We start from the raw sequence: 25,273 nt of genomic DNA on the forward strand, positions 1-25,273 counted from the left end.
GCCCGGACTTCCTGGCTGGTCCGGACCGCCTGGACCACCTGGACGGTCCGGACGAACCGGGCGCACGCGCGCCGGAACCCCGCTGCTCGCCCGGCTGCGCGTCGGCACCAAGCTCATGCTGCTGGTGCTGCTGCCGGTTTCCGGGCTCCTCGCCTTCACGGTCTTCTCGGCCGTGACCGACTGGCGCGAGGCGCGCACCCTGCGGGACTTCAGGACCGCCACGCGCATCTCCTTCGCCCTGACCGCGCTCACCGAGACCCTGGCCCGCGAGCGCCTCGCCGAGGTCCTCGTGGCGGTGGACCCGGGCCGGCCGGGCGTGACGGCCGAACGGGACGCCGCCCGGCGCGCCACGGACCGGGCGCTGACCGCCGCGCGGGAAGGCGCCGCGGACGGGGCCGGGCAGCCGGACGTCCTCGGACAGCTCGACGCCAAGGGCCGGCAGCTCTTCGCGACCAGACTGGAGGCGGGCAGCGGCTCGTTCACCGCGACGGAGACCGAGCAGACGTACGCGAGCCTCACCAACGACCTGCTCAACACCGTCCACCAGCTCGACTCGGGCCGCCCCTCACGGGCCTCCGGCCGTGCCGCGGACGGCTATCTGGCCGTACTGGAGGCCATCGAGGCCGCCGAGCGCGAACGCGCCGACCTGGCCGTCCTGTTCGCGACGGGCCCCGGCAACGCCCCCGGTGCCAGGGGCGACCCCTCGCAGGCACTGAGCGACCCCTGGCAGGCACTGGAGGCGGCCCAGCTCGACACCTTCCGGCAGAACGTCTCGGGACGGCTCAAGGTGCGGCTGTCGGGCGTGCTGCTCCAGCCCGCGGGCCGCACGGTCCGGGCCACACGCGAGGCCCTCGCCGCGGGTGACACCGCGAAACTGCCCTCACTGGACCGCTGGTTGGCCGCCTCCACCGGCCGCCTCACCGCCCTGCGCGCGATCGCGGACGCCGCCGAGGACGAGCTGGCGACCGCCGCCGACCGTGATCTGCGGGCCGTGAAGGACCGCGGTGAACGCGAACTGGGCCTCTCCGTAGTGGTCCTTCTCGCCGTCACCGTCTTCGCGCTGGCCCTGCGCCGCTCGATCAACCGCCCCCTCACCGAGGTGTCCGAGGGCGCCAAGGCACTCGCCGACGGCGACCTGTCGTACGACATCCGCTACACGGGACGCGACGAGATCGGCGACGTGGCCGACACCTTTCGCGAGCTCCACGTGACCAGCGAGCGGTTCGCCGCCGAGATCCGCACCATGAACACGGCGATCGACGACAACCGGCTCGGACACCGGGCCGACGTCGCGGCCTTCGGCGGGACCTGGGCGCAGCTGCTGTGCGGCATGAACGCCACCATGGCGTCGTTCGCCGCTGCCCACGGACGGCGCGACAAGGCCGAACAGGAGCTGGAGAGCATCTTCAACCTCTCCCTGGACCTGCTGTGCATCAGCGGTCTCGACGGCTATTTCAAGCGCGTGAACCCGGCCTTCGAGAGAACACTCGGCTACCCCGGCAGCACCCTGCTGTCCCGGCCGTACATCGACTTCGTGCACGAGGAGGACCGGGACCGCGTCCAGGCCATCCTCGACCGGCTGGCGACCGGCGCCGAGGTCGTCGAGTTCGAGAACCGCCACGTACGCGGCGACGGCACCGAGTGCTGGCTCCAGTGGAGCTGCCGTCCCGTCATCGAGGAGGGCCTCATCTACGCCGCCGCGCGCGACGTCACCGAGAGCCGCCGGGCCGCCCGCGAACAGGCCGCGCTGCGCAGCGTCGCCACCCTGGTGGCCCGCGGCGTCCCGCCGCACGAGGTGTTCACGGCCGTCGCGCACGAGGTGGGACTGCTGCTGAGCACGAGTTCCGCGGCCGTCCTGCGGTACGAGGCCGACGGTGCCGCCACCGTCCTCGGCTCCGCCCGTACGGCCGCGACCGAGGGCCAGGAGGCGGCGCGGGCGGTGGCCGCCACCGGGCGCGCGGCCCGCGTCGGCCGTTCCGTCGGGGCGCCGATCGTCGTGGACGACCGCCTCTGGGGTGCCGTCGTCGTATCCGCCTCGCGCCCCGAACCGCTGCCCAGGGGAGCCGAGTCGCGCCTCGCCGACTTCACGGAGCTCATCGCCACCGCCATCGCCAACGCGGACAGCCGCGCCCAACTGGCCGCCTCACGCGCGCGCGTGGTGGCCGCCGGTGACGCGTCCCGGCGGCGCATCGAACGCGATCTGCACGACGGCGTCCAGCAGCGTCTCGTCTCGCTCCAGCTGGACCTGCGCATGGCCGAGTCCATGACGGAGGACCAGCCGGCCGAGCTCGTCGAGCAGCTGGCGCACATCGGCAAGGGTCTGGACGACACCTTCGAGGACCTGCTGCAGATCTCGCGGGGCATCCATCCGGCGATCCTCTCCAAGGGCGGCCTGGGCCCCGCCCTGCGCGCCCTGGCCAGGCGTTCCTCCGTGCCGGTGGAGCTGGATCTGGAGCTCCCGGGGGCCCGCCTCCCGGAACGGATCGAGGTGGCCGTCTACTACGTGACCTCCGAGTGCCTCACCAACGCCGCCAAGCATGCGCGCGCGACGGTGGTCGAGGTGCGGGCGAGGGTGTACGAGGACGTCCTGGAGGTCGTCATCGGCGACGACGGGGTCGGGGGAGCCGAACCGGGCGGCGGCTCCGGGCTGATCGGGCTCACCGACCGGGTCGAGGCGACCGGCGGCAGGCTGACCGTCAGAAGCCCGCCGGGCAGAGGGACCACGCTGATCGCACGGCTGCCCCTGCCGCGGTCCGCCGCGGAGTGACCGGCGGCCCTCCCGGGACTGATCGGCGGCCCTCCCGGGACTGACCGGCGGTCGTCCACCGACTGACCGGCAGTCGTCCCCGGCGTGACCGGTGGTCGTCTCCGGCCTGACCGGCGGTCGTCTCCGGCCTGACGGCGGCCGTCCCCGGACACGTGACGGCCCGGAACGCACGCAGTGTCGGAGATCCAGCGAGGGGGAGTCCTGGAACTCGGTGACGTACGCGCGCTCCGGGCGGTCTGTACGGACGGTGAGGCGGCCGTCCGGCCTCAGGGGCGGGGTGTCCCGCCGTTCGGTGCCGACCGCAGGCGCTTGGCGCGCACGATGTCGGGGTCGCGCGGGTCGAGGCCGGACAGCAGGCCGTCCGCGTACCGCTCCTCGTCCCCGTACGGGGAGAACTCGTCCTCGTACGGCCGCACACGGACCGACCGCCGTCGCTTCTCGATCCGTGTCTGTCGCATCTTCCGCAGCCTTTCGGTCATCGGCCCGCCGCTCCTCGCCCGGGGCGGCGGCCCACCTGCATCTGCACTGCTACGAGCATTCCCTCGAACTGTCTTCGTGTCGTCACGGCCAGCCCCCGAAACGGCTTCCGGTTCTCCACCATTGCCCACCTGCGGCTAGCCGTAACCGGCCATGTCCGGCAGGCTGTTGGAGGCGTACCGCAGACGCGCACCGCACCGGTCGGCCGAGCGGACGGGGAACACCATGGACGCAGCACAGCCATCCGCGCGCGGGAGAGTCGTCCTGGCCGACGACGACGTCCTGCTCAGAGAGGGTCTGGCCAGCCTCTGCGAGCGCCTCGGCTACCAGGTGGCGGGCCAGGCAGGCGACGCGAACGCACTCCTGGAACTGGTCGCCGAGCACGTGCCGGACCTGGTGATCGTCGACATCAGGATGCCGCCCACCCACTCCACGGAGGGGCTGAAGGCGGCCCGCGGCATCCGAGAGCGGTATCCCGACCTCGGCATCCTCGTCCTGTCCGCCTTCGTGGAGGTCGAGGACGCCCTGGAGCTGCTCGCGAGCGGGCGGCGGATCGGCTATCTGCTGAAGAGCCGGGTCACGGTCGTGGACGAGTTCATCGAGGCGCTGGACCGCATCCGCAAGGGCGGCTCGGTCGTCGACCCCTCCCTGGTGCGGGAGCTGGTCTCGGCCCAGCGCCGCGACGACCCGCTGTCCTTCCTCAGCACCCGGGAGCGTGAGGTCCTGGAGCTCATGGCCGAGGGCCGCTCGAACGCCGGCATCGGCCGGCGTCTGTGGGTGACCGAGGGCACCGTCGAGAAGCACGTCCGCAGCATTCTCGGCAAGCTGCGCCTGCCGGAGGCCGCGGACGACCACCGGCGGGTGCTGGCGGTTCTCACGTTTCTGGAGTCACGCTAGCCAGTGGCCCACCGGGGGCCGACAGGCCGTCGCGCTGTCACACCCCGCCAGTAGGGTGTGAGACATGGCCGACCCCTCCAGCTACCGCCCCAAGCCGGGACAGATCCCCGACTCGCCGGGGGTCTACAAATTCCGCGACGAACACCGCCGGGTGATCTACGTCGGGAAGGCGAAGAGCCTGCGCCAGCGCCTGGCGAGTTACTTCCAGGACCTCGCCGGCCTCCACCCGCGGACGCGCACGATGGTCACCACGGCCGCGTCGGTGGAGTGGACGGTGGTGTCCACGGAGGTCGAGGCGCTGCAGCTGGAGTACTCCTGGATCAAGGAGTTCGACCCCCGGTTCAACGTCAAGTACCGCGACGACAAGAGCTATCCGTATCTCGCGGTCACCATGAACGAACAGTTCCCGCGCGTGCAGGTGATGCGCGGCCAGAAGAAGAAGGGCGTGCGCTACTTCGGTCCCTACGGGCACGCGTGGGCGATCCGCGACACCGTGGATCTCCTCCTGCGCGTCTTCCCCGTACGGACGTGCTCCGCGGGCGTGTTCAAGAACGCCGCGCGTACCGGCCGCCCCTGTCTGCTCGGCTACATCGGCAAGTGCTCCGCCCCCTGCGTCGAGCGGGTCTCCCCCGAGGAACACCGCGAACTCGCCGAGGAGTTCTGCGACTTCATGGCCGGCCGCACCGGGACGTACATCCGCCGTCTGGAGCGCCGGATGACGGACGCGGCGGAGGAGATGGAGTACGAGCGGGCCGCCCGCCTGCGCGACGACATCGAGGCCCTCAAGAAGGCCATGGAGAAGAGCGCCGTCGTGCTCGCCGACGCGACGGACGCCGACCTGATCGCGCTCGCCGAGGACGAGCTGGAAGCGGCCGTGCAGATCTTCCACGTACGCGGCGGCCGGGTCCGCGGCCAGCGCGGCTGGGTCACCGACAAGGTCGAGGCAGTCACCACGGGTGACCTGGTCGAGCACGCGCTCCAGCAGCTCTACGGCGAGGAGACCGGCGACTCCGTACCGAAGGAGGTGCTCGTCCCGGCGCTGCCCGAACTCGTGGAGCCCGTCCAGGAGTGGCTCGCCGAGCGCCGCGGGTCGAACGTGTCGTTGCGGATCCCGCAGCGCGGCGACAAGAAGGCCCTCATGGAGACGGTCCAGCGCAACGCGCTCCAGGCGCTCGGCCTGCACAAGACCAAGCGGGCCTCCGACCTCACCACCCGCTCCCGGGCGCTCGAAGAGATCGCCGAGGCCCTCGATCTGGACAGCGCGCCCCTGCGGGTCGAGTGCTACGACATCTCGCACCTCCAGGGCGACGACGTCGTGGCGTCGATGGTTGTCTTCGAGGACGGGCTGGCGCGCAAGAGCGAGTACCGCCGCTTCCAGATCAAGGGCTTCGAGGGCCAGGACGACGTCCGGTCCATGCACGAGGTGATCACCCGCCGCTTCAAGCGGTACCTCGCCGACAAGGAGAAGACCGGCGAGTGGGCCGACGGCGAGACCGGGCTCACCGAGGAGGACGGGCGGCCCAAGCGGTTCGCGTACCCCCCGCAGCTGGTCGTCGTCGACGGCGGACAGCCGCAGGTCGCCGCAGCCCAGCGCGCGCTGGACGAGCTCGGTATCGACGACATCGCCGTGTGCGGCCTGGCCAAGCGCCTCGAAGAGGTCTGGGTGCCCGGCGAGGACGACCCGGTGGTGCTGCCACGTACCAGTGAAGGGCTCTATCTTCTTCAGCGTGTGCGCGACGAGGCGCACCGCTTCGCGATCACCTACCAGCGCGCCAAGCGGGCCCGGCGGTTCAGGGCGAGCCCGCTGGACGACGTGCCGGGCCTCGGTGAGACGCGCAAACAGGCGTTGATCAAGCATTTCGGCTCGGTGAAGAAGCTGCGGTCCGCGACAATCGACCAGATCTGCGAGGTTCCCGGCATAGGCCGCAAGACGGCCGAGTCGATCGCCGTGGCCCTCGCCCAGGCGGCCCCGGCGGCTCCCGCCGTGAACACCGCGACTGGAGAGATCATGGAAGACGAGGAACTCGCGACAGAGGAATACGCGACAGACGCGGAATCCGAGACGACGGCGGGTTCCGCGGGGGAGCCCGTGTCCGCGGGCTCCTCGGACGAACGACGGGGGCAGGAGAGATGACCGAGCACGAGCAGGAAGAACCCTCGGCAGGGCGCACGGCGGAAACCGAACCGCCCGCGGCCGGAACCGGGGAACCGCAGGCGGCCGAAACAGAGGCATCGCACAGCGAGGCACGCGAGGATCGAACGCAACGAGAAGCGGCCGGCGAGGAAGCCGGCCAGGAAGCCGACGAAGCGGCACAGAAAGACGGAGCGGAAGTGAACACGGGCACGACCAACGAGACGGCCGGCGTCCCCGAGGCGGCCATTCCGGAGCTGGTGATCATCTCCGGGATGTCGGGCGCGGGCCGGTCCACCGCCGCCAAGTGTCTGGAGGACCTCGGCTGGTTCGTCGTCGACAACCTGCCGCCCGCGCTGATCCCCACCATGGTGGAGCTCGGCGCCCGCTCGCAGGGGAACGTGGCGCGGATCGCGGTCGTCGTCGATGTCCGCGGGCGTCGATTCTTCGACAACCTGCGCGAGTCCCTCGCGGACCTGGAGACCAAGCACGTCACCCGGCGGATCGTCTTCCTGGAGTCCTCGGACGACGCCCTGGTGCGCCGCTTCGAGGGAGTGCGCCGACCGCACCCCCTCCAGGGCGACGGACGCATCGTCGACGGCATCGCCGCCGAGCGCGAACTGCTGCGCGAGCTGCGCGGCGACGCCGACCTGGTGATCGACACCTCCAGCCTGAACGTGCACGAGCTGCGCGCCAAGATGGACGCCCAGTTCGCCGGCGAGGAGGAGCCCGAGCTGCGGGCCACCGTCATGTCCTTCGGCTTCAAGTACGGCCTGCCGGTCGACGCCGACCTGGTCGTGGACATGCGGTTCCTGCCCAACCCGCACTGGGTCCCGGAGCTGCGCCAGTACACCGGCCTGAACGAGGAGGTGGCCGCGTACGTCTTCAACCAGCCCGGTGCCAAGGAGTTCCTCGACCGGTACGCAGAGCTGCTGCGCCTCATCCAGACCGGCTACCGCCGCGAGGGCAAGCGCTATGTGACCATCGCGGTCGGCTGCACCGGCGGCAAGCACCGCTCCGTCGCCATGTCGGAGAAGCTCGCCGCCCGTCTGGTGTCCGAGGGAGTGGAGACGGTCGTCGTCCACCGGGACATGGGCCGCGAATGACGGGACGTAGTCCGCGGCTGAGCAGGCTGCGGCGGATGGCCCCCGAGGCACGCGGGGGCAAGCCCGTCGAGGGCCGTGGCGCCAAGCCGCGCCGCCGCGGCGCCCAGCCCAAGGTCGTCGCGCTCGGCGGCGGCATGGGCCTGTCCGCCTCCCTCACCGCGCTTCGCCGCATCACGGGCGACCTCACCGCGGTCGTCACGGTCGCCGACGACGGCGGCTCCAGCGGCCGGCTGCGCGACGAGCTGGGCGTCCTCCCGCCCGGCGACCTGCGCAAGGCCCTGGCCGCGCTGTGCGGCGACGACGACTGGGGCCAGACCTGGGCGCGCGTCATCCAGCACCGCTTCCAGTCCAAGGGCGAGCTGCACGAGCACGCGGTCGGCAATCTGCTGATCGTCGCCCTCTGGGAGCAGCTCGGCGACCATGTCCAGGCACTCGACCTGGTCGGCAGGCTGCTGGGCGCGCACGGCAGGGTGCTGCCCATGTCCGCGGTGCCCCTGGAGCTCCAGGCGCTCGTCAAGGGCCACGACCCGGAGCGGCCCGAGGACATCGACACCGTCCGCGGACAGGCGACCGTGGCGCTCACGCCCGGCGAGGTGCAGTCCGTGCACGTCGTGCCGCACGACCCGCCCGCCGTCCCCGAGGCCGTCGCGGCGGTCCTCGACGCGGACTGGGTGGTCCTCGGCCCCGGCTCCTGGTTCTCCTCGGTGATCCCGCACCTGCTGGTGCCCGAGCTGCTCGACGCGCTCACCGAGACGAAGGCCCGCCGGGTCCTCTCCCTGAATCTCGCTCCGCAACCCGGAGAAACCGATGGCTTCTCCCCGCAGCGTCATTTGGAGGTTTTGGGACGACACGCCCCTAAACTCGCCCTGGACGTGGTGCTGGCCGACGAGGCCGCCGTGCCCGACCGCGATTTACTGACCGATGCCGCCAAGCGGTTCGGCGCCGCGGTCGAGCTGGCGCCCGTGGCCCGGACCGACGGGTCTCCGAGGCACGATCCGGAGCTGTTGGCCGCCGCGTACGACCGTATTTTTCGGATGCATGGAAGGATCGGCCCATGGCGATGACGGCAGCGGTGAAGGACGAGATCTCCCGGCTTCCCGTCACCCGGACCTGCTGCAGAAAGGCGGAGGTCTCCGCCATCCTGCGGTTCGCGGGCGGCCTTCACCTGGTGAGCGGCCGCATCGTGATCGAGGCGGAGCTGGACACGGCGATGGCGGCGCGCCGGCTGAAGCGGGACATCCTGGAGATCTTCGGCCACAGCTCCGAGCTGATCGTGATGGCTCCGGGCGGTCTGCGCCGCGGCTCCCGTTACGTCGTACGGGTGGTCGCGGGCGGTGACCAGCTGGCCCGCCAGACGGGGCTCGTGGACGGCCGTGGGCGCCCGATCCGGGGTCTGCCGCCGCAGGTGGTCTCGGGGGCCACCTGCGACGCCGAGGCCGCCTGGCGCGGGGCCTTCCTGGCCCACGGCTCGCTCACCGAGCCCGGCCGCTCGTCCTCCCTGGAGGTGACCTGCCCGGGCCCCGAGGCCGCGCTCGCGCTGGTCGGCGCCGCCCGCCGCCTGTCGATCGCCGCGAAGGCCCGCGAGGTACGGGGCGTGGACCGGGTCGTCGTCCGGGACGGGGACGCCATCGGCGCCCTCCTCACCCGCCTCGGCGCCCACGAGTCCGTGCTTGCCTGGGAGGAGCGGCGGATGCGCCGCGAGGTCCGCGCCACCGCCAACCGGCTCGCCAACTTCGACGACGCCAACCTGCGCCGCTCGGCCCGCGCGGCCGTCGCCGCCGGGGCCCGCGTCGGTCGCGCCCTGGAGATCCTCGGCGAGGAGGTCCCGGAGCACCTCGCGGCCGCCGGACGGCTGCGGATGGAGCACAAGCAGGCCTCCCTGGAGGAACTGGGCGCGCTCGCCGACCCGCCGCTGACCAAGGACGCCGTCGCGGGCCGTATCCGCCGGCTGCTCGCCATGGCCGACAAGCGGGCCCAGGACCTCGGCATCCCAGGTACGGAGTCCACGCTCACCGAGGAGATGGCCGACAACCTCGCGGGCTGAACCACGGGACCGCGGCGGGGTGAACCACGGAGATCGTCGCGGGCTGAACCACGGAGATCATCGCGGGCCGAGCCCGGGAGATCCCCGCAGGCCGGTCCGCGGACCCGTCGGTGGTGCTCCGCCGATACCGGGGAAATCGGCACCGATCCTCAACACGCCGGTGCGTGCGCCCATTTGGGGTAACCGCACCGGCGTTTTGCCGTCCTCGACGCGCTCTTGACTTGACCATGAAGTGTCATGAGCCTGGCATCTGTTCGCTGCTGTGGCGGACAACTGCAAGGGGGGCTCATGAGACGAAGAGCGAGATCGATCCTCGCTGCCGGCGCGCTCCTGCTCGGCGGAGTGGCCATCGCACCCATGGCACAGGCAGAACCCGGCGCCGCGACGGCCCCGGGCGCGGACGAGGTCAAGGTGTTCCGCGCGGACGTCACGAAGGAACAGGTACCCCTGCTCCTCGCGGCCGGCCAGGACAGTCACGAGCTGGGCGAACAGGTCCCGGACAAGGGCACGGCCACGGTCGAGGTCTACCTCACCGACAAGCAGGCCGACCAGCTGGAGAACAAGGGCGTCGACCTCGCCGAGCACAAGCTCTCGGCCAAGGCACGCGCGCGCGTGGCCGCCGCGGGGGACGGCGTCTACCGGCCCTACAGCGGCAAGGGCAACCTCCAGGAGGAGATCCTCAGGACCGGGCAGCGGAACCCGTCCCTGACGAAGGTCGTCTCCATCGGCAAGACCCTCCAGGGGCAGGACATCCTGGCCCTCAAGCTCAGCAAGGGCGCCAAGACGACCAAGGACGGCGCCAAGCCCTCCATGCTGTACATGTCCAACCAGCACGCCCGTGAGTGGATCACGCCGGAGATGACCCGGCGCCTGATGCACTACTACCTGGACAACTACGGCAAGGACCAGCGCGTCACCAAGCTCGTGAACTCCACCGAGCTGTGGTTCGTCCTGTCCGCCAACCCGGACGGCTACGACTGGACGTTCAAGGCCGAGGGCGACCGCCAGTGGCGCAAGAACATGCGTGACGTCAACGGCGACGGCGCCTGGACCACCGGTGACGGCGTCGACCTCAACCGCAACTTCTCCTACAAGTGGGGCTACGACGACGAGGGTTCGTCGCCGTACCCGACCAGCCAGACCTATCGCGGCGCGAGCCCCGGCTCCGAGCCCGAGACCAAGGCGCTGGACGCCTTCGAGAAGCGCATCGGCTTCGACTACGGCATCAACTACCACTCCGCCGCCGAACTGATCCTCTACGGAGTCGGCTGGCAGGTGGCGACGCCGAGCCCGGACGACGTGCTCTACAAGTCGCTCGCCGGAACCCCCGAGAACCCGGCGATCCCCGGCTACCGCCCGCAGGTCTCCTCCGAGCTCTACACGACCAACGGCGAGGCCGACGGACACGCGTCCAACGTCAACGGCACGGCGATGTTCACCCCCGAGATGTCGACCTGCCAGACCGCGTCGAACGTCGACCCGAACGACGCCTGGAACGCGGTGGACTGTGAGTCGATATTCACCTTCCCGGACGACGAGAAGCTGATCCAGCAGGAGTTCGCGAAGAACGTCCCGTTCGCGCTCTCCGTCGCCGAGTCCGCCGCCAGGCCCGACCAGCCGAAGTCCTCGGTCGGCATCGACGCCCCCGACTTCACCCCGGCCCCCTTCACCACGTCGTACTCCCGCGGCGCCGACCAGGAGATCACGGTCGTCGCCCGCAAGTCCGTACGCGACAAGGAGCTCAGGTACCGCGTCAACGGCGGCCGTACGGAGGACATGGCGCTCAAGCCCTGGAAGGGCGGCGAGACCTTCGGAGGCGAGGACAACCTCTACTTCGACGAGTACCGCGCCTTCGTGGCGGACGGCGACCCGGGCGACAAGGTCGAGGTCTGGTTCACCGGCGAGACGAAGAGCGGGAAGCCCACCTCCAGTGAGCGCTTCGCCTACACCGTGGCCGAGCGGCCGCGCGCCGACACGCTGGTGGTCGCCGAGGAGGGTGCCGCCGCCGCGACGCAGGCACAGACCTACGTCGACGCCCTGAAGGCCAACGGCCGCAAGCCGCTCGTCTGGGACGTCGCCACCCAGGGCGTGCCGGACGCGCTCGGCGTCCTCGGCCACTTCAAGAACGTCGTCCACTACACGGGCGCCGACCGCCCCGGCTACGCCACCCAGCTGGAACTGCGCGCCTACCTCAACGAGGGCGGCAAGCTGATCGAGGCGGGCGAACAGGCGGGCGGCAACGTCGCACTGCCGGGCGCCCTGACGAACGACTTCAGCCAGTACTACCTCGGCGCCTACTCCCGTACGACGACGCCGGGCGTCACGTCCTTCACCGGCTCGGGCAAGCTCGCCGGAGCCACGGGAGCGCTCGGCGGCGCCCCCGGCAACCCGCTGAACGCGGCGGGCGCGTACAGCGTCACCTCGGACACGCTGCCCGTCGAGACGTTCCCGCAGTTCGCGAGCGCGGGAGCCGGGGCGTACCCGGGGACCGTCAACCCCTACGGTCCCTTCGCAGGCACCTCCATGGCGGCGGTCACGCACTCCGACTACGCCTGGAACCGTCTCACCCGCACCATCGACCTCACCGGGGTCACCGCGGCCGACGCGCCCACCCTGCGCACCCAGCTCCTGTGGGACACCGAGGCCGGCTACGACCACGCGGCGCTCGAAGCGCACACGGCCGGGGCCGACGACTGGACCACGCTCCCCGAGAAGGGCGGCGCCACCAGCACCGCGGTTCCCGTGGAGTGCGAGGCCGGGTACTTCATCCAGGCGCACCCCGCCCTCAAGCGCTATCTGACCCCGGGCTCCGCCGGCTGCACCGCGACCGGCACGAGCGGCGCCTGGAACAGCTTCACCGGGGCCTCCGACGGCTGGCAGGAAGTCAACTTCGATCTCTCCGCGTACGCCGGAAAGACGGTGGAGGTGTCGCTGAGCTACATCACCGACCCGGGATCGGGCGGCCACGGTGTACTCGCCGACAACGCCTCCGTCGTCACCGGCGGCACGGCCGGCCAGACCGACGGCTTCGAGACCTCGCTCGGCGCCTGGAGCGTCCCCGGACCGCCCGCGGGCAGCCCCGCGGTCGTGAAGGACTGGGGTCTGTCCGGCGAACTCTTCAAGACGTACGGAGCGGTCACCACGCGTGACACCGTGCTCCTCGGCTTCGGCCTGGAGCACGTCACCGCGGCCGCCGACCGGACGGCCCTGCTGGGCAAGGCCCTGGCGGCGCTGCGCAGCTGACACGGGCGACGCCGTGAGCGGCTGACACGGCGACAAGGGCGTCAAGCCCGGGCGGTCCGTACCCCTACTGGTGGGTACGGGCCGCCCTGCCGTGTATGGGGCACTCGATGTCACTCCGGGAGCGTCAGGGAGGTAGGGTCGTAGGCGGTCGGGGACATCCCATACAAACTCGCCGGCGTCCAAAGCCGGCGTTCCTAACGAGGAGATCGGTTCGTGACGATCCGCGTAGGCATCAACGGCTTTGGCCGCATCGGTCGTAACTACTTCCGCGCGCTGCTGGAGCAGGGTGCAGACATCGAGATCGTGGCTGTCAACGACCTGGGTGACACCGCGACCACCGCTCACCTGCTGAAGTACGACACCATCCTGGGCCGACTCAAGGCCGAGGTGTCGCACACCGCCGACACGATCACCGTCGACGGCAAGACGATCAAGGTTCTCTCCGAGCGCAACCCCGCCGACATCCCGTGGGGCGAGCTGGGTGTCGACATCGTCATCGAGTCGACCGGCATCTTCACCAAGAAGGCCGACGCCGAGAAGCACATCACCGGTGGCGCCAAGAAGGTCCTCATCTCGGCTCCGGCCAAGGACGAGGACATCACCATCGTGATGGGTGTCAACCAGGACAAGTACGACCCGGCGAGCCACCACGTCATCTCGAACGCCTCCTGCACCACCAACTGTGTGGCGCCGATGGCCAAGGTTCTCGACGAGAACTTCGGCATCGTCAAGGGCCTGATGACGACGGTCCACGCGTACACGAACGACCAGCGCATCCTGGACTTCCCGCACTCGGACCTGCGCCGCGCCCGTGCCGCCGCCGAGAACATCATCCCGACCACCACGGGTGCCGCGAAGGCCACCGCCCTGGTCCTCCCGCAGCTCAAGGGCAAGCTCGACGGCATCGCGATGCGCGTCCCGGTCCCGACCGGCTCGGCCACCGACCTGGTCGTGACGCTGCAGCGCGAGGTCACCAAGGACGAGGTCAACGCCGCGTTCAAGAAGGCGTCCGACGACGGCGACCTCAAGGGCTTCCTGACCTACACCGAGGACCAGATCGTCTCCTCGGACATCGTCGGCGACCCTGCCTCCTGCACCTTCGACTCCTCCCTGACCATGGTCCAGGAGGGCAACACGGTGAAGATCCTCGGCTGGTACGACAACGAGTGGGGCTACTCCAACCGCCTCGTGGACCTCACGGTCTTCGTCGGCGGCCAGCTCTAAGTCCCAGAGCAGGCACTTCGATGTGAGCACAGGGCTCGGGCAGCGCACCGCCGCGCTGCCCGAGCCCTGTGCCGCGTGCTGATCGATCAGCCCTCTCGGACCACTTGAGCCCTCTTTAGGAGCCCCCTCATGAAGACGATCGACGAACTTCTCGCCGAAGGTGTGGACGGCAAGCGGGTCTTCGTCCGCGCCGACCTGAACGTGCCGCTGGCCGAAGGCCTCATCACCGACGACGGCCGCATCCGTGCCGTCCTGCCCACCGTCAGGGCCCTCGCCGAGGCGGGCGCCAAGGTGGTCGTCGCCTCGCACCTGGGCCGCCCCAAGGGCGCCCCGGACCCCGCCTTCTCGCTGCTCGCCGCCGCCGAGCGCCTCGGCGAGCTGCTGGGCGCGCCCGTGGCGTTCGCCCAGGACACCGTCGGCCCCGCCGCGCACGACGCGGTCAACGGGCTGGAGCCCGGCCAGGTAGCGGTCATCGAGAACCTGCGCTTCAACGCCGGCGAGACGTCCAAGGACGACACCGAGCGCGGCGAGTTCGCCGACCGGCTCGCCGCCCTGGCCGATGTCTACGTGGGCGACGGTTTCGGTGCCGTGCACCGCAAGCACGCCTCGGTCTTCGACCTCCCGGCGCGGCTGCCGCACTACGCGGGCTACCTCATCGCCACCGAGGTCGGTGTCCTGAAGAAGCTCACCGAGGACGTCAAGCGCCCCTACGTGGTCGCGCTCGGCGGCGCCAAGGTGTCCGACAAGCTCGCCGTGATCGACCAGCTGCTCGGCAAGGCCGACCGCATCCTCATCGGCGGCGGAATGGCGTACACCTTCCTCAAGGCGCAGGGCCACGAGATCGGCGCCTCCCTCCTTCAGGAGGACCAGATCCCGGCCGTGCAGGAGTACATCGCGCGGGCCGAGAAGAACGGCGTCGAGCTGGTCCTCCCGGTCGACGTGGTGGTCTCCGGGGGCTTCCCCGACCTGAAGGCCAAGGCGCCCACCAACCCCACCACCGTCGCCGCGGACGCCGTCCCGGCCGACCAGATGGGCCTGGACATCGGTCCGGAGTCCCGCAAGCTGTACGCATCGAAGCTCACCGACGCCGCCACGGTCTTCTGGAACGGTCCGATGGGCGTCTTCGAGCACCCCGACTACGCCGAGGGCACCAAGGCGGTCGCCCAGGCCCTTCTCGACTCCCCGGCCTTCACGGTCGTCGGCGGTGGCGACTCCGCCGCGGCCGTCCGCATCCTGGGCTTCGACGAGACGGCATTCGGCCACATCTCGACCGGCGGCGGCGCCTCCCTCGAATACCTAGAGGGCAAGACGCTCCCCGGCCTCGCCGCACTGGAGGACTGACCCCGTATGACCACTCGTACGCCGCTGATGGCGGGCAACTGGAAGATGAACCTCAACCATCTTGAGGCCATCGCCCATGTCCAGAAGCTCGCCTTCGCCCTGGCCGACAAGGACTACGAGGCCTGTGAGGTCGCGGTCCTGCCGCCCTTCACCGACCTGCGCTCGGTGCAGACCCTGGTCGACGGGGACAAGCTCAAGATCAAGTACGGCGCCCAGGACATCTCGGCGCACGACTCCGGTGCCTACACCGGCGAGATCTCCGGCTCGATGCTGGCCAAGCTCAAGTGCACCTACGTGGCGATCGGCCACTCCGAGCGCCGCCAGTACCACAACGAGACCGACGAGATCGTGAACGCCAAGGTCAAGGCCGCCTACAAGCACGGCCTCACCCCGATCCTGTGCGTCGGCGAGGAGCTGGACGTCCGCGAGGCGGGCAACCACGTCACGCACACGCTCACGCAGGTCGAGGGCGGTCTCAAGGACCTCCCGGCCGAGCAGGCCGAGACCATCGTGATCGCGTACGAGCCCGTCTGGGCCATCGGCACCGGCAAGGTCTGCGGTTCCGACGACGCCCAGGAGGTCTGCGCGGCGATCCGCGGCAAGCTCGTCGAGCTGTACACGCAGGAACTGGCCGACGCCGTCCGTATTCAGTACGGCGGCTCCGTCAAGGCCGGCAACGTCGCCGAGATCATGGCGAAGCCCGACATCGACGGTGCCCTGGTCGGCGGCGCGTCCCTGGACTCCGAGGAGTTCGTCAAGATCGTCCGCTTCCGCGACCAGTGAGCCGCGTTCCGTAACGAACCGACGACCTGCGAGTAGGCCGTAGCGGCGTTACGTCGTACCCTTGCGGGGGCCGGGCGGCTTCGTACCCGAAGCGCCGGCCCCCGTCGTCCGTTCCAAGTCCGAGGAAGTTGGTCCAGCCGTGGTTATGGGGTTCTCGATCGCCCTGATCGTCTTCAGCCTGTTGCTGATGATGCTGGTGCTGATGCACAAGGGGAAGGGCGGCGGCCTGTCCGACATGTTCGGTGGCGGCATGCAGTCCTCCGTCGGCGGCTCCTCGGTCGCCGAGCGCAACCTGGACCGCATCACCGTGGTGGTCGGTTTGCTGTGGTTCGCGTCCATTGTGGTGCTGGGCCTTCTGATGAAGGTCAACAACTGATCACCGCCCGACACCGCTGCACCAGCACAAACGCACATTACGCAAGCACATTCCGCACGTAAGGCCCCATGTACGGTACGCGCCCGCAAGCGCGGCCTATCATGGGGCTTGCGTCTTGCGGCGGGGTGTAACTCCATCCACTAGACGCGCGTTGGGCCTTACGTAGACTGAGGCGCTCGCAGCGAAGCGAAACGCCGACTCGCTTTGCGGCACCATTACGCAGGGAGTTACGACCGTGGCAAGTGGCAACGCGATCCGAGGAAGCCGGGTCGGGGCGGGGCCGATGGGCGAGGCCGAGCGTGGCGAGTCCGCGCCGCGGCTGCGCATCTCCTTCTGGTGCTCGAACGGGCACGAGACGCAGCCCAGCTTCGCCAGCGACGCGCAGGTCCCCGATACCTGGGACTGTCCGCGCTGCGGCTTCCCCGCCGGACAGGACCGGGACAACCCGCCGGACCCGCCGCGCACCGAACCGTACAAGACGCACCTCGCGTACGTACGGGAACGGCGCAGCGACGCGGACGGCGAGGCCATCCTCGCCGAGGCGCTCGCCAAACTGCGGGGCGAGATCTAGGAGTCGAGGTCCGGCCGGACACCCATGGGTGTCCGGCCGGACGTGTTTGGGACGCGCACGAGGACTGTGCCTGTGCCTTCCTCCTCCGCCGCGCTGATACGCGTGCTCCAGCCGGACGTATCTGTTGTTGAGCCGGACGACGGCGGGACGACAGCTCACGTCCCGCCCTGATCAATTAGGTTGGGACCGGCAGCGGGGCAAGGTACGCAGCACAGGCAGGAAAGAGGCGGAAGTCCCACATGAACGCAGACAGCCGTACCAGGCTCGACCAGACACCCGAGTGGACCGCTCTGGCCGGGCACCGGGAGGAACTCGGCGAGGCGCAGCTCCGCGAGCTGTTCGCCCGGAACCCCGGACGCGGTACCGGATACACGCTTCAGGTCGGCGATCTGCACGTCGACTACTCCAAGCACCTCGTCACCGACGAGACGCTGCGGCTGCTGCGCGCGCTGGCCGCAGCCACGGACGTGTTCGGACTGCGGGACGCCATGTTCCGCGGGGAGAAGATCAACACGACCGAGGACCGCGCGGTCCTGCACACCGCGCTGCGAGCCCCGCGCGACGCCGTCGTCGAGGTCGACGGCGAGAACGTCGTACCGGCCGTGCACGCCGTCCTCGACAAGATGGCCGGCTTCGCCGAGCGCGTCCGTTCGGGCGAGTGGACCGGGCACACCGGCAGCCGCATCAAGAACGTGGTGAACATCGGCATCGGCGGCTCCGACCTCGGCCCGGCGATGGCCTACGAGGTCCTGCGGTCCTTCACCGACCGCGACCTGACCGTCCGCTTCGTGTCGAACGTGGACGGGGCCGACCTCCACGAGGCCGTACGGGACCTGGACCCGGCCGAGACGCTGTTCGTCATCGCCTCGAAGACCTTCACCACCATCGAGACGATCACCAACGCGACCTCCGCCCGGAACTGGCTGCTCACCGAGCTGAAGGCCGGTCAGGAAGCCGTCGCCAAGCACTTCGTGGCGCTGTCGACGAACGCCGAGAAGGTTTCGGACTTCGGTATCGACACGGCCAACATGTTCGAGTTCTGGGACTGGGTCGGCGGTCGCTACTCGTTCGACTCGGCGATCGGTCTGTCGCTGATGATCGCGATCGGCCCGGACCGCTTCCGGGAGATGCTCGACGGCTTCCACCTCGTCGACGAGCACTTCAGGACCGCGCCCGCCGAGTACAACGTGCCGCTGCTCCTTGGCCTGTTGGGTGTCTGGTACGGCAACTTCCACGACGCCCAGTCGCATGTGGTGCTGCCGTACTCGCACTACCTGTCCAAGTTCACCGCGTACCTCCAGCAGCTCGACATGGAGTCCAACGGCAAGTCCGTGGACCGCGACGGGCGTCCCGTGGAGTGGGAGACGGGCCCCGTCGTGTGGGGCACGCCGGGCACCAACGGACAGCACGCGTACTACCAGCTCATCCACCAGGGCACGAAGCTGATCCCGGCGGACTTCATCGGCTTCGCCGAGCCGGTCGCCGATCTGCTGCCGGGTCTGGTCGCCCACCACGACCTGCTGATGGCCAACTTCTTCGCGCAGACGCAGGCGCTGGCCTTCGGCAAGACGCCGGACGAGGTGCGGGCGGAGGGCGTGCCCGAGGAACTGGTGCCGCACAAGACGTTCAAGGGCAACCACCCGACGACCACCATCCTCGCGCGCGAGCTCACCCCGTCGCTGCTCGGCCAGCTCATCGCCCTCTACGAGCACAAGGTGTTCGTGCAGGGCGCGATCTGGAACATCGACTCCTTCGACCAGTGGGGCGTCGAACTCGGCAAGGTCCTCGCCAAGCGTGTGGAGCCCGCGCTGACGGAGGGTGCGGACGTGCCGGGCCTCGACGAGTCCACCACCGCGCTCGTGGCCAAGTACCGGGAACTGCGGGGCCGGAAGTAGTCGTGGAGTAGTCGTGTGGGTCGGGAGGCGGACGGTGAGTTGACCGTCCGCCTCCCGTAGAATTCCCGGCGATCATGGCGTCGAGGGCTCGGGGGAGCTGAACATGGCTGGTTCGCGCGGAAGATGGCTCAGCCGCAACCTGTCGGTGGCGTCGATTCTGCAGCCCAAGGCCGTAGCCCAGGCGGTGTTCCACCCGGCGTGGATCCCACCGGCGGTCGATCCGTCGGTGGAGCGCCTCAAGCGTGTACGTGTCATTGCCGGAGCTGTGGCGGCGTTCGGCGTGTACACGTTCGTGGAGGGCAAGTTCGACTTCAACGAGGTACTCGAGAACATCGTGGTGGCGGCCCTCGTGCTGCTGTTCATCACCCCGCTGACCGTGGGCGTGATGCTCTTCGTCTGGCGGCGCACCGGCAGGATCCGCGAGCTGCGCGGGTCCCTGTTCAACTCGCTCAAGCTGCTGCTCCTCTTCATCGTCATGGTCGTCGGGACGGTGCTGCTGTGGCAGCTGTCGATCCAGCTCGGAACCATCTGGACGGTGGTGCTCGGCCTGCCGGCGATGTGGATCACCGGCATGCTGATGTACGGGGCGGTGCAGCTGTCCGGGAACTTCTTCGGTTCCGCCGCCGTGCACCGCGCCCTGCCGGCGCTGCTCGCCACCGTGACGACGTGGCTGATGGCCCTTCCGGACCTGGTCACCGGTGATCTGCACGGGCTCAGCTTCAAGCTGGGGATCGTCTTCATCCTGGGCGCCCCGCTGACGGTCACGGGCATCGCCGCCCTGGAGCTGCACCGGCTCCGACGCCACCACGGCATCCGGCTGAGCGCGCATCCGTCGACGCTCCCGGCTCCCCGGCCGTACGCACGGAACAACGGATTCGTGCCGCCTCAGGGGAACATGTACCCGCCGCCGGGGCAGCCCTACGCGCCTCCCGGTCAGCCGTATATGCCACCGGGACAGCCGTACGCACCTCCTCCGGGGCAGCCGTACCCGCCGGGCAACGGCGTCCCGCACTCGCCGTACGTCCAGGGCAACCCGTACGGACCGCCGCAGCCGCAGCCGCAGCCGCAGCCGCCGCAGTCGCCGTACCGGTCCTGAGCGACCCGGTCCTGACCCGACCCGGCGGCTCAGGCCACCGCGCTCAGCGTGTCCGCGAGCCGTCGGCGGGCCGATCGGGCCGCGGGCAGGGCGGCGAGCGCGGCGGCGCCGAGCACGGCGGCCGTGCCGAGGAGCAGCAGGAGTCCGGGGGAGGGCCCCTGGGCGATCCCGGCGCCGATACCGCTCGACCTGCCCTGTGCGTCGATCAGCCAGTGGGCGAGCGGCACCCCCAGCGCCGCGGCGACGAGGACCGCGGCCAGCGCCGTGCACCCCGTGGCCGTCACCGTGATCGCGGTGATCTGCCGCGGGGTCAGCCCGATCGCCTTCAGCGCCAGCAGATCGCGCTCGCCCTCGCGCACCGTGCCACCGATCGCCGTGAGCAGCTCGATGAGGCCGATCAGGGCCAGCACGGCGATCAGCCCCACGACGACTCCGCGCAGCGGTGAGAGCCCGTCGGCCGGGTTCGGCACGGCGTGCACGCTGATGTCTCCGTGCGCGGCCTCGGTCAGCTCCGCGGCCACCCGCTGCGGGTCGGCGCCGGGGCTCAGCTGGAGCTGATAGAGGGCCGGTCCGAGCCCCGGGTTGTTCTCCCGGAGGGTGTCGAGCGAGGTGGAGATGACCCGGCCGCTGTTCTCCGGCTCGATACTGCGCCCGACGATGTGCAGGATCTGCGGCCGCGTGCCGACCGTGATCCGCACCCAGGTCCCGACACGCACGTCCAGCAGGTCGAGCAGACCCTGACCGGCCACCGCCTCGTCGGGGCCGCGCACGGGGCGTCCCTCCGCCAGCGAGAACGGGTACGGATCCTCCTGCGTGCCCAGTCCGCGCAGGGCGATCGTGCCCGTCTGGCCGGGGACCAGGGCGGCCACCTCGACGCCCGGGTGGACGGCGTCGACCCGCGGGTTCCGGGCCAGCAGGGCGCGTACGTCCGGATCGGTCAGGGTCTCGTCGGCCCGTACGGTGAGCGCGGCGGCGAGGCCGACCTGGTCGGGCCTGGTCTGGAAGCGGTCGATGGTGCTCCAGGCGCTCATGGCCACGACGATCAGCAGCAGCGGCAGGGCCAGCCGGGCGAGCGTGGCCAGCGAGCGGGGCCGGCGCGAGAACGCCTTGTGCCAGCCCAGGACCAGCGCGGACGGCAGCCTCAGCCCGAGCGCCCCGCGCGCCAGGCCCGACAGCCGGCCGCCGAGCGGTGCCGCGGCCCGCAGCCCCGGCACCGGAGGCACCTGCCCGGCCCGCCAGGCCGCGAGCCCGGTCGTCGCGGCGATGAACAGCACAGCGGCCACGGGCACGGCGAGCAGCGCCGCGGTGTGCCCCGGCAGCCCCTGCCACACACCGACCGCGTCCCCGAGACGCCCCGGGACCCGGCTGCCCAGGGCCTGGATGAGGACGGTGGCGAGCACGGCGCCGAGGAACGCGAACGCCACATGCTGGAGCAGGAAGATCCGCACCACCTGGCCCGGGGTGAAGCCGATCGCCTTCAGGACCGAGATGTCCCGCAGATGGCCGCGGATACGGGTGCCGATCGCCCCGTGCACGGCGAGCGCGGCGGCGACCAGGGCGCCAAGGCCGAACAGGCCGAGGACCTGGCCGAGCAGCCGGTTGCCGCCCTGGGCCTCCGACCGCGCCTGCTGCCAGTGCGAGACGTCGGTGACCGCTCCCGGGCCGAGCAGGGTGACGGCACGCTGGACGGCGTAGTTCGTGTCACCGGGATCGGTCAGCCGCAGGCCGGTCACCTGGCCGCCGCGCCCGTCCGTGTGCCGTACGGCGGCCGGGAGGGCCCACACGAGGCCCGGCCGCTCTCCGGGGCTGTAACGGGGTTCGGCGCTGTCGGCGACGCCGAGGACGGTCAGGGTCCGTGCGGTGCCGGGCACGGTGAGCGTGTCCCCGGGCTCGGCCCACAGTGCCCGGGCGAGGCTGCTCTCCAGCACCACACCGTCCGGCGTGGCGGGGTCGAGCCAGCGGCCGGAGGCAAGCAGTGGACGGCCGGTCGCGGGCCGGCCGACGATGCCGCGCAGCTCGACGGAGGCGCGGGTGCCGCGCGACTCGACGGTGGCCGCGGCGGTGGGGTACGGGCCCGAGACGGACGTGACGCCGTCCACCTCGGCGAGTTCGCGCGCGTCGGCCGACGGGCCGGTGTGGATCCACACGTGTGCGCCCTGCGACTGGGTGAAGACGCGCTGCCAGGGGTTGGTCGCGTACCCGAAGAGTGCCGTGGCCAGCAGCAGCGAGGCGACGATCCCGGCGGTCGCGAGCACGATGAACAGCGCCTCGCCGCGATGCGTGCGCAGATCGGCGTGCGCCCAGCGCAGGGTGGCCCGCACGGCGGCTCAGCCCCTCGGCCCGCGTACGAAGGGCCGACTCCGCGGCCCGCGCGCGAGGGACCGGTTCCGCGGCCCGTGCACGGCGGAGAGGTCCTGGCGGATGGCCTTCGACAGAGGCTCGCGCATGCCGCTCAGTCCCTCAGTTCCAGCACGCCGGATATCCCCGTGCCGCGCGCGGGCGCGGTGCCGAGCTCCGCGTCGTCGGCGATACGGCCGTCGAAGAAGCTGATCACCCGGTCCGCGGCGCTCGCGAGCCGTGCGTCATGGGTGACCAGCACGATGGTCTGGCCGCGCTGGTGGAAACGGGACAGCAGCCGCGTCACCTCGCGGGTGCCCTTGCTGTCGAGGCTGCCCGCTGGCTCGTCGGCCAGCAGCAGGGGCGGATGGTTGACCAGGGCGCGGGCCAGCGCGACACGCTGCTGCTCGCCGCCGGACAGCTCGCCCGGCATGCTGCGCTCCTTGCCCTCCAGGCCCAGCTCGGCGAGGAGCTGCTCACGCTCGGCGCGGGCCTGTTTGGGCGAGAGGCCGGCGAGCAGGGCGGGCAGCTCGACGTTGTCGGCGACCGAAAGGTTCGAGACCAGGTTGAAGAACTGGAAGACGATGCCGATGCGACGCCGGCGCTCGACCGCCCAGCGGGCCTCGCCGTACGCGTCTGTGCACGTGCCGTCCAGCCAGATGCTGCCAGAGTCCGGTCGCTGGAGCCCGCCCAGCAGATGCAGCAGCGTCGACTTCCCGGCGCCCGAGGGGCCCGTGACGGCGATGAACTCACCCTGCCGTACGGCGAGATCCACGCCCCGCACGGCATGCGCGGGCGCGCCCTCGCCGTAGTGGGTCTTGACCAGGCTCTCGGCGCGCAGCAGGGGAGCGCCCTCGGCGCGCGACGAAGGAGCGGTGCGGCTCACTCCAGCTCCTCCAATTCCTCCTGGCAGCGTTCCAGCCAGTCGAGGTCGGCCTGCAGATGCAGCATGGCGCCCTCTATGAGCAGCTGGGAGATGCGGTTGTCCCGGCTCTCGGTGGCGGCGAGTTTCGACAGGCTGCGCATGGTGTTCAGGTACTCGCGCCGCTGTTTGTTGATCAGGGTGATCTGGTCGGCGAGTCCGGTCTGCGGCGCGAGCGCGAGCTTCATGAAGAACTCGTCCCGCACACGCGGCTCGTCCGCCGTCTCCTCGTACCAGGCGCGCAGCGCCTCACGCCCGGCGTCGGTGAGGTGGTAGATCTTCTTGTTGGGCCGGCTCGACTGCTCGACTTCCTCGCCCTCGATCAGTCCCGACTTCTCGAGGCGGCCGAGCGTCACATAGATCTGGCCGACGTTCGGCTGAGGGTACGCGGAGCCCAGCAGTTGCTCAAGGTCCTGCTTGAGCTCGTATCCGTGGGCCGGGCCGCGCGCCAGCAGGGCCAGGAGGGGCAGCCGCACCAGTGCTCTCCTCCGCCTTTTCTCTCGGTTCGCCTTCGGGGCGCTCCAGCCGGTGTTGAGGGGCCGATGTGCCGCAGGCCCTAGTATCGCCCATACCTAACAGGTATACATGGCCTCTGACTCCGGGCGAAGGTGCCCGGCAGCCGGTGTACCAAGGAGGAACCTATGCGGTGGATACGTGCCGCGGGTAGGGGACTCCTGGTCGCGGCGGTGGTTCTGACCGGTTACGTCGCCTCGGGCGCGCAGACCGACGGAGCGCGCGGCGGCGGCCGGGGTCCGCTCACGCTGGCCACCGCAGGGGATCTCACCAGCTATCTTGGGCCGCTGCTCGACGGCTGGAACCGTACCCATCCCGGCGAGAAGGTCACCCTCGTCGAGCTCCCGGACTCCGCCGACGAGACCCGGGCGCAGATGACCACCGACCTGCGCGGCGGCGACCGGAGCCGCTTCGACATCCTGAACATCGACGTCGCCTGGACCTCGGAGTTCGCCGCCGCCGGCTGGATCTCCCCGCTGTCCCGGGACCGCTTCCCGCTCGACGGCTTCCTGCCGCAGGTCGAGGACACGGCGACGTACGACGGACGGCTGTACGCGGTCCCGTACGTCACCAACGCGGGACTGCTCCTCTACCGCAAGGACATCCTCGACAAGGAGGGCCTCGCTCCGCCGCGCACCTGGGCCGAGCTGGAGAAACAGGCGAAGGACATCGCGCCGAAGTACGGACTCGACGGCTACGCGGGCCAGTTCCTGCCCTACGAGGGGCTCACGGTGAACGCGGCCGAGGCGGTCTACTCGGCGGGCGGCACGATCCTCGGCGACGAGGGCGAGCGCGTCACCGTCGACTCGGCGGCGGCCCGCGAGGGCCTCGGCTTCCTCGCCCGCGGCGTGCGGGACGGCTGGATCCCCAGGAAGGCGCTGACGTACAAGGAGGAGGAGTCCAAGCAGGCCTTCCAGGACGGCCGTCTCCTCTTCCTGCGCAACTGGCCGTACGCCTATGTCGGGGCCTCGGCCAAGGGCTCGGCGGTCGCCGGGAAGATCGGCGCGGTGCCGCTGCCCGGACCCGACGGGCCGGGCGCGAGTGTGCTCGGCGGCTCCAACCTCGCGGTCAGCGCACATGCCCGCCACCCCGACTCCGCCGCGCGCCTCATCGCGTACCTGACGAGTGAGCGGGTGCAGCGTCTGGTCCTCACCAAGGGCGCGCTGCCGCCCGTACGGGCCGCGCTCTACCGGGACCCGGAGCTGATCCGGCGGTTCCCGTATCTGCCGACGCTGCGCGCGAGCGTCGCGGCGGCGGCGCCGCGTCCCAAGAGTCCGCGCTACGACCAGGTCAGCCTGGCCGTGCAGGCCGTGGTGCAGGACGCGATGACCGGGCGTCAGACGCCCGAGGCCGCGGTGGGACGCCTCGCGCGCGAGCTGGCGGACATCTCCCGCCAGGGCTGAGCCCTCTTCCGTCACACTCGACGGGCCCTGGTTACTTGTTAGGTAACGCGCACGTCTCGTCTCGGCTATCAGTGGATAGAAATATCCTCCTATAAAACCCCAACTTCTGAGGACTCTCCGCCTACTCGTTGACACCTGCGCGACACG

19 protein-coding genes are annotated in these 25,273 nt (G+C 70.6%); 15 read left to right on the forward strand and 4 right to left on the reverse strand.

What is annotated here, in order from left to right; genetic code table 11:
- The first annotated feature begins 115 nt into the window (after positions 1 to 115).
- Complete coding sequence (locus ACZ5VQ_RS14900; RefSeq protein WP_469105219.1) at positions 116 to 2,767, forward strand: nitrate- and nitrite sensing domain-containing protein; 2,652 nt, start codon at positions 116 to 118, stop codon at positions 2,765 to 2,767.
- Positions 2,768 to 3,033: 266 nt separating this feature from the next.
- Here ACZ5VQ_RS14900 and ACZ5VQ_RS14905 read toward each other — a convergent pair whose 3' ends face one another.
- The gene (locus ACZ5VQ_RS14905) at positions 3,034 to 3,246 is read right to left on the reverse strand and encodes a hypothetical protein (protein ID WP_469105220.1); all 213 of its coding nucleotides are present in this window, start codon (positions 3,244 to 3,246) and stop codon (positions 3,034 to 3,036) included.
- 223 nt (positions 3,247 to 3,469) lie between these two features.
- On the opposite strand from ACZ5VQ_RS14905, the gene ACZ5VQ_RS14910 reads away from it, so the two are divergent.
- The 13 genes from ACZ5VQ_RS14910 to ACZ5VQ_RS14970 all read left to right on the forward strand — a co-directional run bounded on the left by ACZ5VQ_RS14910 (position 3,470) and on the right by ACZ5VQ_RS14970 (position 19,951).
- A complete protein-coding gene (locus ACZ5VQ_RS14910) occupies positions 3,470 to 4,141 on the forward strand; it encodes a response regulator (RefSeq protein ID WP_469105221.1) in 672 nt (223 codons plus the stop codon).
- Between the two features lie 64 nt (positions 4,142 to 4,205).
- Positions 4,206 to 6,275, forward strand: a complete 2,070-nt coding sequence (gene uvrC, locus ACZ5VQ_RS14915) for an excinuclease ABC subunit UvrC (protein ID WP_469105222.1) — start codon at positions 4,206 to 4,208, stop codon at positions 6,273 to 6,275.
- Complete coding sequence (rapZ, locus tag ACZ5VQ_RS14920) at positions 6,272 to 7,378, forward strand: RNase adapter RapZ (RefSeq protein WP_469105223.1); 1,107 nt, start codon at positions 6,272 to 6,274, stop codon at positions 7,376 to 7,378. The genes uvrC and rapZ overlap by 4 nt, the downstream gene beginning before the upstream one ends.
- Entirely contained in the window at positions 7,375 to 8,442 is a 1,068-nt protein-coding gene (locus tag ACZ5VQ_RS14925; protein ID WP_269653520.1) for a gluconeogenesis factor YvcK family protein, read from the forward strand. Before rapZ ends, ACZ5VQ_RS14925 begins: the two co-directional genes overlap by 4 nt.
- Positions 8,433 to 9,422, forward strand: coding sequence for a DNA-binding protein WhiA (gene whiA / locus ACZ5VQ_RS14930; protein ID WP_055615083.1), 990 nt, complete (start codon positions 8,433 to 8,435; stop codon positions 9,420 to 9,422). Before ACZ5VQ_RS14925 ends, whiA begins: the two co-directional genes overlap by 10 nt.
- Positions 9,423 to 9,710: 288 nt before the next feature.
- Complete coding sequence (locus ACZ5VQ_RS14935) at positions 9,711 to 12,665, forward strand: M14 family metallopeptidase (protein WP_469105224.1); 2,955 nt, start codon at positions 9,711 to 9,713, stop codon at positions 12,663 to 12,665.
- A 213-nt stretch (positions 12,666 to 12,878) separates the two neighbouring features.
- Positions 12,879 to 13,889: a type I glyceraldehyde-3-phosphate dehydrogenase gene (gene gap, locus ACZ5VQ_RS14940; RefSeq protein ID WP_469105225.1), complete on the forward strand. Its 1,011-nt coding sequence runs from the start codon at positions 12,879 to 12,881 to the stop codon at positions 13,887 to 13,889.
- A 129-nt stretch (positions 13,890 to 14,018) separates the two neighbouring features.
- The gene (locus ACZ5VQ_RS14945) at positions 14,019 to 15,230 is read left to right on the forward strand and encodes a phosphoglycerate kinase (RefSeq protein ID WP_469105226.1); all 1,212 of its coding nucleotides are present in this window, start codon (positions 14,019 to 14,021) and stop codon (positions 15,228 to 15,230) included.
- A gap of 6 nt (positions 15,231 to 15,236) precedes the next feature.
- On the forward strand, positions 15,237 to 16,013 hold the full coding sequence (gene tpiA, locus ACZ5VQ_RS14950) for a triose-phosphate isomerase (protein WP_469105227.1): 777 nt from the start codon (positions 15,237 to 15,239) through the stop codon (positions 16,011 to 16,013).
- A 145-nt stretch (positions 16,014 to 16,158) separates the two neighbouring features.
- The gene (secG, locus tag ACZ5VQ_RS14955; RefSeq protein ID WP_055615078.1) at positions 16,159 to 16,389 is read left to right on the forward strand and encodes a preprotein translocase subunit SecG; all 231 of its coding nucleotides are present in this window, start codon (positions 16,159 to 16,161) and stop codon (positions 16,387 to 16,389) included.
- 235 nt (positions 16,390 to 16,624) lie between these two features.
- A complete protein-coding gene (locus tag ACZ5VQ_RS14960; RefSeq protein WP_003957010.1) occupies positions 16,625 to 16,960 on the forward strand; it encodes an RNA polymerase-binding protein RbpA in 336 nt (111 codons plus the stop codon).
- Positions 16,961 to 17,199: 239 nt separating this feature from the next.
- A complete protein-coding gene (gene pgi, locus ACZ5VQ_RS14965; RefSeq protein WP_469105228.1) occupies positions 17,200 to 18,855 on the forward strand; it encodes a glucose-6-phosphate isomerase in 1,656 nt (551 codons plus the stop codon).
- Between the two features lie 103 nt (positions 18,856 to 18,958).
- On the forward strand, positions 18,959 to 19,951 hold the full coding sequence (locus tag ACZ5VQ_RS14970) for a hypothetical protein (RefSeq protein ID WP_469105229.1): 993 nt from the start codon (positions 18,959 to 18,961) through the stop codon (positions 19,949 to 19,951).
- Between the two features lie 29 nt (positions 19,952 to 19,980).
- On the opposite strand, the gene ACZ5VQ_RS14975 is transcribed toward ACZ5VQ_RS14970, so the two are convergent.
- From ACZ5VQ_RS14975 to ACZ5VQ_RS14985, 3 genes are all read right to left on the reverse strand, one after another.
- On the reverse strand, positions 19,981 to 22,272 hold the full coding sequence (locus tag ACZ5VQ_RS14975) for an ABC transporter permease (protein WP_469105230.1): 2,292 nt from the start codon (positions 22,270 to 22,272) through the stop codon (positions 19,981 to 19,983).
- A 131-nt stretch (positions 22,273 to 22,403) separates the two neighbouring features.
- Positions 22,404 to 23,174 carry an ABC transporter ATP-binding protein gene (locus tag ACZ5VQ_RS14980; protein WP_469105231.1) on the reverse strand — a complete coding sequence of 257 codons (771 nt, stop codon included), beginning with the start codon at positions 23,172 to 23,174 and terminating at the stop codon, positions 22,404 to 22,406.
- Positions 23,171 to 23,686, reverse strand: coding sequence for a PadR family transcriptional regulator (locus ACZ5VQ_RS14985; RefSeq protein ID WP_189840474.1), 516 nt, complete (start codon positions 23,684 to 23,686; stop codon positions 23,171 to 23,173). Before ACZ5VQ_RS14985 ends, ACZ5VQ_RS14980 begins: the two co-directional genes overlap by 4 nt.
- A 165-nt stretch (positions 23,687 to 23,851) precedes the next feature.
- On the opposite strand from ACZ5VQ_RS14985, the gene ACZ5VQ_RS14990 reads away from it, so the two are divergent.
- On the forward strand, positions 23,852 to 25,126 hold the full coding sequence (locus ACZ5VQ_RS14990; protein ID WP_469105232.1) for an ABC transporter substrate-binding protein: 1,275 nt from the start codon (positions 23,852 to 23,854) through the stop codon (positions 25,124 to 25,126).
- Positions 25,127 to 25,273 lie beyond the last annotated feature (147 nt).

It is taken from the genome of Streptomyces sp. NPDC033178 (assembly GCF_055577685.1).